Below are 6,386 nucleotides of genomic sequence, written 5' to 3'. Positions count from 1 at the left end.
GGTTTCGGCCGGTGCGGCGAGAGTGCGTGCCGGGCGCCGTGGGTGCTGTGCGGGACTTTCGAAACACCCCCTAGTCGCCGACGTGCTGGTCGCCGTGCTCTCTCCGATTACGGTGGCGGGGGTACCTCCGGCCGCGATGATCTCGGCGGCCACGGCCTTGACGCCGTCGGCGTTGATGGCGGCGAGGACGCGGCGCGCGTCCTGTGCGGCGGAGCGCTGGGCGGTCGCTCGGCCGATGCCGGGGACGCCCGGGTGCCGACCGTCGACTTGCCGGACAGATCTGTGGTGAGGCTCGTGTCTGGGTTCTCCTTCGTCGCTGATGACGGACATGGCCCGGCGGTAGCGGGGGTCGGTGAGTCGGGAGACAGGCAAGGCGGCGAGGGAGCTTGGCATCGGCGCGCCATTGCCTGCGGGGCCGATACCGACGTAGGCCTGCCCGACGGCCATCTCGGTTTGCGTTCCTCGGCGTGCGCTATTCGTCGTTGTCCCGCCACCGGGCGCCGCTGGGCAGGGTGTCGAAACGGGTGGCGGCCGAGGCGTTGCCGCTGAGGTCGTGGTCGAAGACCTGGCCGCCGGTCCAGCTGCCGTCGGGTGTGATCCACAGGTCGTGCGTCTGGGTTCTGGGCTGCTGGTCGTCCCAGATCCGGTTGGTGAGGATATGCGGTCCCGCGACGCTGCCGCGGTGGTGAACCCAGCTCGAGGGCTCGGGACATCCGGCAGGTGGTAGGCGGAGCCCGGCGCGGGTGTGCCGACGCTCCAGGCCGTGGCCGCGCCGGGGCGTACGGGGGCCGGGGCGAGTTCGGTTGCGGTGTTGTACGTGACGACGGCGCTCTGTTCGCCCACGGTCAGCCGCTTGCCGCGGTGCCCGTCCTGGGGCCAGTCGGCGCTCACGTCGGTCATGGACAGGCTGGTGAAGTGCACTCCATCGCCCCCGCCCGACGCCGCCGGCGCGGTACGGCGGCCGTTGTTGTGGTCCGGTTGCCCTGGATCGCCACCTCGCGCAGGGCGGCGTCGACGCCGGACGCCGTCGAGTGCGTTGTTCTGACGGTCAACGGCGCAGACCGACACTTGGACGCGGAGCCGCGGCGGACGCCGGCCGTCGCCCTGCGGGAGGACTGTGGGCTCACGGGCGCCCACCTGGGATGCGGACACGGGGTGCGGGGCCCGCATGGTCCGGGTGGACGGCACCACCGTACGCATTCGCCTGATGCTCGCGTCCAGTGCGACGGCAGCACTGGTGCGCACCCTCGAAGGCCTTGCCGCCGCCGACCGCAGCCCCCACCCGTTGCAGGCCGACTTCACCACCGAGCCCGCCCTGCAGCGCGGCTGGGTTTCCTCTTGCTGGCCGCAGCGGCCCTGGAGGAAGTTGCTCACGTCGAACTTGTGCCGTTGCCCGGGCTATGAGGCCGTCCGCCGCGCCGTGCGGCAGGCACACCAGCCGGGAGCCGCGGCCTTGGGTGCGGAGCCGACGACGTCCGGCCACCGGGAAACGCTGTCCGCCGTCGGTGCAGCAGGGACTCCGGCTACCGGCGTCCGCTCTTGGACGGCGAAGCGCTGTGGGCGTGCAGGGTTTCGATGACCTCTTCGTCGCTGACCTGGTCGAAGTCGTCGTACCACTGGCCTACCGCCCAGAAGTCCGGCGGCTGGTGAAGGCAGATGATGTCATCGGCCTCGGAGCGCATCGCGGCGGCAGTGTCAGGCGCGGAGACCGGCACGGCGAGGATCAGGCGGGCGGGGTCCCGACGGCGCAGGAACCGGAGAGCGGCGCGCGCGGTGGCGCCGGTGGCGAGCCCGTCGTCGACGAGGATCACGGCCCGGTCCTTGACGTCGGGCGCGGAGCGGTCGCCCCGGTACAGCTGTTCCCGGCGGTGCAGTTCGGTTCGTTCCCGGGCCACGTCCGGGCTGAGCCGCTCCTCGCTCAGGCCGAGCATCTCCAGAGCGCGTCGGTCGAACAGCGGAGGGTCGTCACCCACGATCGCGCCGACGCCGGTCTCCGGGCGGCCGGGGATGCCGATCTTCCGCGCGACCAGCACGTCCAAGGGCGCCTTGAGGGTCTGGGCCACCTCAGCCGCCACCGGGACGCCACCTCGGGGCAGCGCGAGTACGACGGTGTTGACGAGATCTCCGTCGGCCGCCCACTCCATCATCCGCAGGGCGAGTTCCTGGCCGGCGTGGCGACGGTCGTGGAATCGCATGACCTGATGCCTGCCTTCCTCCGCGAGGGGATGTGTTGGGTGTCCTCAGGGCGGCGAGCTCTGTCCGGCGGATCGGGCTTGTCGCCGCGCCGCCGCAGGGGCCGCCTGCTCAAAGGCGCCGGGGATACGGCAGTGACTGCATGTCCCGCACACCACGGTGGACGGCACCACCACACGGTCGCCGGGGCGGAAGGTGGGCGCCCCGGATCCCGTCTCCTCCACGACACCGACGGCCTCATGACGTCATCTGTCACTGTCCGGGGTTTCCTGTCCACCGGCCGCCAAACTGCGCCGACGTCCCGCCTCAGCGTCAACTGGCTGCTCGCGTGCGGGAGCGGTTGGCCTTACGGATCGCCTCGAGCAGGTCAGACTTCGACATGCGTGACCGTCCGTCGATGTTCAGTCGCCGCGCGAGATCGTAGAGATGCTCCTTTGTGGCGTGCTCGTCGAGGCCCTCGCCGCTGCGTCCGCCCTGCTGGCGGGGACGGGCCGACTGCGGGTCGGAGGGGCCCTTGCGGCCGCCCTCCTTGCGCTCCCAGTGGTCGCCGACCTTCTCGTGCGTGTGCTTGAGCGCGCCGTAGGCGACCCGGTGGGCCCGCTCGCCCTCGCCGTACTGCTCGACGGCGGAGTCGTGTGCCTTGACCCATGTGCGCTGGGCCTCCTTCGAGGAGCGCTCGAGGGTCGACGGCAGCTCCTGTCGTCCAGGCATGTGACTCACCTCCTTGGATGTGGCTGATCCGCGGGCCGGGTTCCCGCCGCAGGGCCGTGGTAACGGTGGCGCCCGGCCCGTCGACGGCAGCGGAGCATGCCCCGCGGGCCGGTGGGGCGCCCCACCCCCGACATGGGCGGCGAGGGTGCCTGGCACGGTGTACCGGCTGACCCGACAGGCTCGGAGAGATGGCGGGGCCCGTCGTACAGTCGAGGAGGACGCCGACGCAGAATGCAGCAAGGCGTTCCCTTGCGCGGCGGAGGATGTCGCGGATCAGGCCCGAGACCACCGCCTCCGCCTCCGCCTCCTCGTCGTCGTCGCCCAACAAGGGAATCGCCGGCCGTTCCGCATGGCTCTTGGGCCGACCACGGTTGCGCAGGCCTCGGTCCGTGCGAGAAGCCTCGCGACGAGTGATGTCTTTCTGCCGGTGAGTCGTCCCCTCTGGGGCGGCACAGTCCGTGACTGCCGTAGCCCCGGCCGGATCGGAAGATCGTGCACGCGGGCATGGGCCCATCCGATACGAGAACCCGGCGCCGACAATGGGTTCCGCTTCGAACGCAGCGGGCGACCCATGAGGCCCGCAGTGTCATTGAGGTCGTCGGCGAAGCCACCCAGGACAGTGTGATGGGCAGTATCCGCCACGCGCGTTGGACGACGAACTCGCTCAGGTGCTCTTCGCAGGAAGCACCGGCAGCGTCAGCTGACGCCGCCGCACACAAGAGAACCCGGAACGCGTCCGGCCGGGCTCGGGCATGACTGCAACGCCGGGAACCGCACGCAGCCAGGCGCACCGGCGGGCGGGGCCGTGCCTGGCGCCGTGGTCGGCGGTGGCGCGGGCCTTGATGGCGGGACGTAGAGGTGTGGACGCCGTCCGGCACATGAAAGGTAGGAGTCGGGGCACTCGGCTCGGGTCGCCGGATCTTGAGGGAGGTACCGCGGAGTTACCGCGATGCCTCCCCGGCCACATTCGACCTATCCGAGGGGCTGGCCAACCGTGACTGACCACTTTCCCGATGGCGCCGCCTCCGCCGTTCAACTGGCCCTGCGGGCGGTTGTCGAGGGCGACGCCGACGAAGCGGAACTGGACACCCTCGCCGGCAGCGAGGTTCTCGTCCCGACCGGCGCCGCCGCCGGGGACCAGCCTGCCGGGACGGTGAGTCTGCCCGTCTACGAGCAGCCGGACGGCACCGAACTGGTGCCGGTGTTCACCTCGCAGGCCCGCATGAGGCACGCGTTCCCGCAGATCTCGGAGCACCGGCGGATCCTGCTCGGTGCGCTCGCCCACGGCTGGCCGTCCGAGGAACTGGCGCTCGTCATCGACGCCGGCACGCCGGAAGAGCTGGCGTTGACGGCTGAGGGGGTCAGGGAACTGCTGGACCGCCACATGGATTGAGGCTTTGTCCTCGGCCGCTGCCGTTACCCGTGCCGTACTGGGCACAGCCGACGGCGCGGGGAGAGACCGCTGCACGTATGAGTGGCCGGCCGTACGGGTACCCGTGCCCATCGGCGCACTCTTGGTGAGGAGTCCGCTCCGTGGTACGTCCCGAAACCTCCCCCGATCGTCGGCGCGAGGCTCGGCCCTTGGCGGTCCTCGTCGGGGCCAGGCGGCCGGTGCGCTCGCGTTGTCCGTGTCGCCGGTCTGTATCGACCTGTCCGACGTGACGCGGGCACGGCCTCCGCGTACCGCTGCTTGCTCGCCGTACCCGCCCTGGTGCTGCTGGCGCTCCCGGAGTACCGCCGCGAAGGCCGGCCGCCTCGGCGACAGGTGCTGTACGGACTGGCCGGCGGGGCGTTGTTCGCCGGGGACATGCTGCTGTGGGCGAAGGCGATCACCGAAGTGGGGGCGGGACTGTCCACCGTGCTGGTCAATGTGCAGGTGGTGCTGGTGCCGTTTCTCGCCTGGGCGGTGGACCGCGAACGCGTGCCGCGCCGATTCCTGCTCTGGCTGCCGGTGCTGCTCGCGGGCGTGGTGCTGACCGGCGGGCTCTTCGAGAAGGGCGCGAGCGGCAGCGACCCGACCGCGGGCACGGTGCACGCGGTGCTGGCGGCCCTGAGCTACTCGGGCTTTCTGTTCCTGCTGCGCCGTGGCGGTTTCGAGGGGCACGTCCGAACTACGTACACGCTGGTGATCTGCGTGTCGACCGTCGTCTCCGCGCCGGGAGGCGCCGCCTGGGGCACCCCTCGACCTCGCACCGTCCTGGCGGACGCTGGGCTGGCTGGCGGTGGTGGCGCTGAGCAGCCAGATCGGCGGCTGGCTGCTGGTGGCCGTCAACTCGCCCCGGCTGCCCAGCCACATCGGTGCGGTCCTGCTGCTCCTCACTCCGGTCGGTGCACTGGCCCTGGGCGCTTTGGTGCTGGGTGAGCGGCCGACGCCCGCGCAGTGGCTCGGCTGTGGCCTGATCATGCTCAGCGCCTACGTCACGACAGGCGGCGCGTCGGGGAGCTGCGACGGTGGTGGCCCGGAGCAGACTCGAACGTCGTCGAGCCGCACCCGAAGCTGCGGCGGCTGACGCGGACCCGCAAGCCCTCGTTCAGCAATTTCACTGTGACCGGGCGGGTGCCGCGTAGTCGGCCGCTTCACCGTGCGGGTGTGCCCGTTGCTCCGGTGGGGAATTCCTCGATGCCCACCACCCGCAGCAGTTCCAGCCGTTCGCGGGCCTCGGCGTCCGCGGGGGTGAGGACCAGCAGTTGCTGGCCCTGGTCGGGGGTGAGCAGGGTCTCGCAGTCCATCAGCACGCGGCCGACCCGTGGGTGCAGAACGGTTTTGCGGTCGACGCGTCGGACCGCCACCTCGTGCTCGGCCCAGAGCCGGCGGAAGTCCGCGCTGTCGGCCCGCAGCCGGTCGACGAGTCCGGTGACGGTGGGATCGCCGGAGCGGCGGCCGGCGGCCGCGCGCAGGTCGGCCACGAGCTGGCGGGCGTGGTGCTCCTGCTCTTCGGGCGGGTGGGCGGCGCGGGTCGCGGGGTCGGTGAACCAGCGGTATATCGCGTAGCGGCGGTCGCCGGAGAAGCCGGTGTGGTCGCCCGTCAGCAGGATGGCTGCCCGGTTCTGGGCGAGGATCTCGCCCAGGTCGGACAGGACCAGGGCAGGAGTGTCGCCGAGCAGGTCGAGCATGCGCATCAGACCGGCGCGGGCCAGGCGGGCCACCGAGTCGGCAGGCGGGGGGCGGTGCCCGGCCAGGTGGAACAGGTGGTCGCACTCGTCGTCGGACAGACGCAGTGCCCGGGCCAGCGCTCCGAGCAGCTGGGCGGAGGGCTGACTGCTGCGGCCCTGTTCGAGGCGTACGACGTAGTCCACCGACATGCCGGCGAGCATGGCCACCTCTTCCCGGCGCAGGCCGGTGGTGCGTCGGCGGGGGCCGTCGGCGAGCCCGACCTCGGCCGGGCGAATCGCCTGACGGCGGCGGCGCAGGAAGTCGGCGAGCTGCTCACGTTGCATGACCCCATGGTCCCTCGCGGCCGGCGGGCCGAGCCAGGGAGCGG

General features: G+C 71.7%; 6 protein-coding genes and 2 pseudogenes. 3 read left to right on the top strand and 5 right to left on the bottom strand.

Going from position 1 to position 6,386, the window contains the following annotated elements:
* From AC5P09_RS33005 to AC5P09_RS32990, 4 genes and pseudogenes are all read right to left on the bottom strand, one after another.
* Positions 1-447, bottom strand: a pseudogene (locus AC5P09_RS33005) (hypothetical protein); the annotation flags it as partial.
* Between the two features lie 1,076 nt (positions 448-1,523).
* Complete coding sequence (locus tag AC5P09_RS33000; RefSeq protein ID WP_493877383.1) at positions 1,524-2,195, bottom strand: phosphoribosyltransferase; 672 nt, start codon at positions 2,193-2,195, stop codon at positions 1,524-1,526.
* 45 nt (positions 2,196-2,240) lie between these two features.
* Positions 2,241-2,423 (bottom strand): annotated as a pseudogene (locus AC5P09_RS32995) (alcohol dehydrogenase catalytic domain-containing protein); the annotation flags it as partial.
* An 82-nt stretch (positions 2,424-2,505) separates the two neighbouring features.
* Positions 2,506-2,904, bottom strand: coding sequence for a ChaB family protein (locus tag AC5P09_RS32990; protein WP_493877382.1), 399 nt, complete (start codon positions 2,902-2,904; stop codon positions 2,506-2,508).
* A 994-nt stretch (positions 2,905-3,898) separates the two neighbouring features.
* Between AC5P09_RS32990 and AC5P09_RS32985 the strand changes: the two genes are divergently transcribed.
* The 3 genes from AC5P09_RS32985 to AC5P09_RS32975 all read left to right on the top strand — a co-directional run bounded on the left by AC5P09_RS32985 (position 3,899) and on the right by AC5P09_RS32975 (position 5,414).
* Complete coding sequence (locus AC5P09_RS32985; protein WP_493877381.1) at positions 3,899-4,297, top strand: SseB family protein; 399 nt, start codon at positions 3,899-3,901, stop codon at positions 4,295-4,297.
* 81 nt (positions 4,298-4,378) lie between these two features.
* Entirely contained in the window at positions 4,379-5,266 is an 888-nt protein-coding gene (locus tag AC5P09_RS32980) for an EamA family transporter (RefSeq protein WP_493877380.1), read from the top strand.
* Positions 5,148-5,414 (top strand): EamA family transporter, encoded by a 267-nt coding sequence (locus tag AC5P09_RS32975; protein ID WP_493877389.1) that lies wholly within the window; start codon positions 5,148-5,150, stop codon positions 5,412-5,414. Before AC5P09_RS32980 ends, AC5P09_RS32975 begins: the two co-directional genes overlap by 119 nt.
* A 67-nt stretch (positions 5,415-5,481) precedes the next feature.
* On the opposite strand, the gene AC5P09_RS32970 is transcribed toward AC5P09_RS32975, so the two are convergent.
* Positions 5,482-6,342 (bottom strand): helix-turn-helix domain-containing protein, encoded by an 861-nt coding sequence (locus AC5P09_RS32970; protein ID WP_493877379.1) that lies wholly within the window; start codon positions 6,340-6,342, stop codon positions 5,482-5,484.
* Between the last annotated feature and the right edge of the window lie 44 nt (positions 6,343-6,386).

The organism is Streptomyces sp. a15 (genome assembly GCF_059026085.1).
The sequence above is the reverse complement of the archived record's forward strand: the minus strand, read 5'-3'. Positions and strand labels throughout refer to the sequence as shown.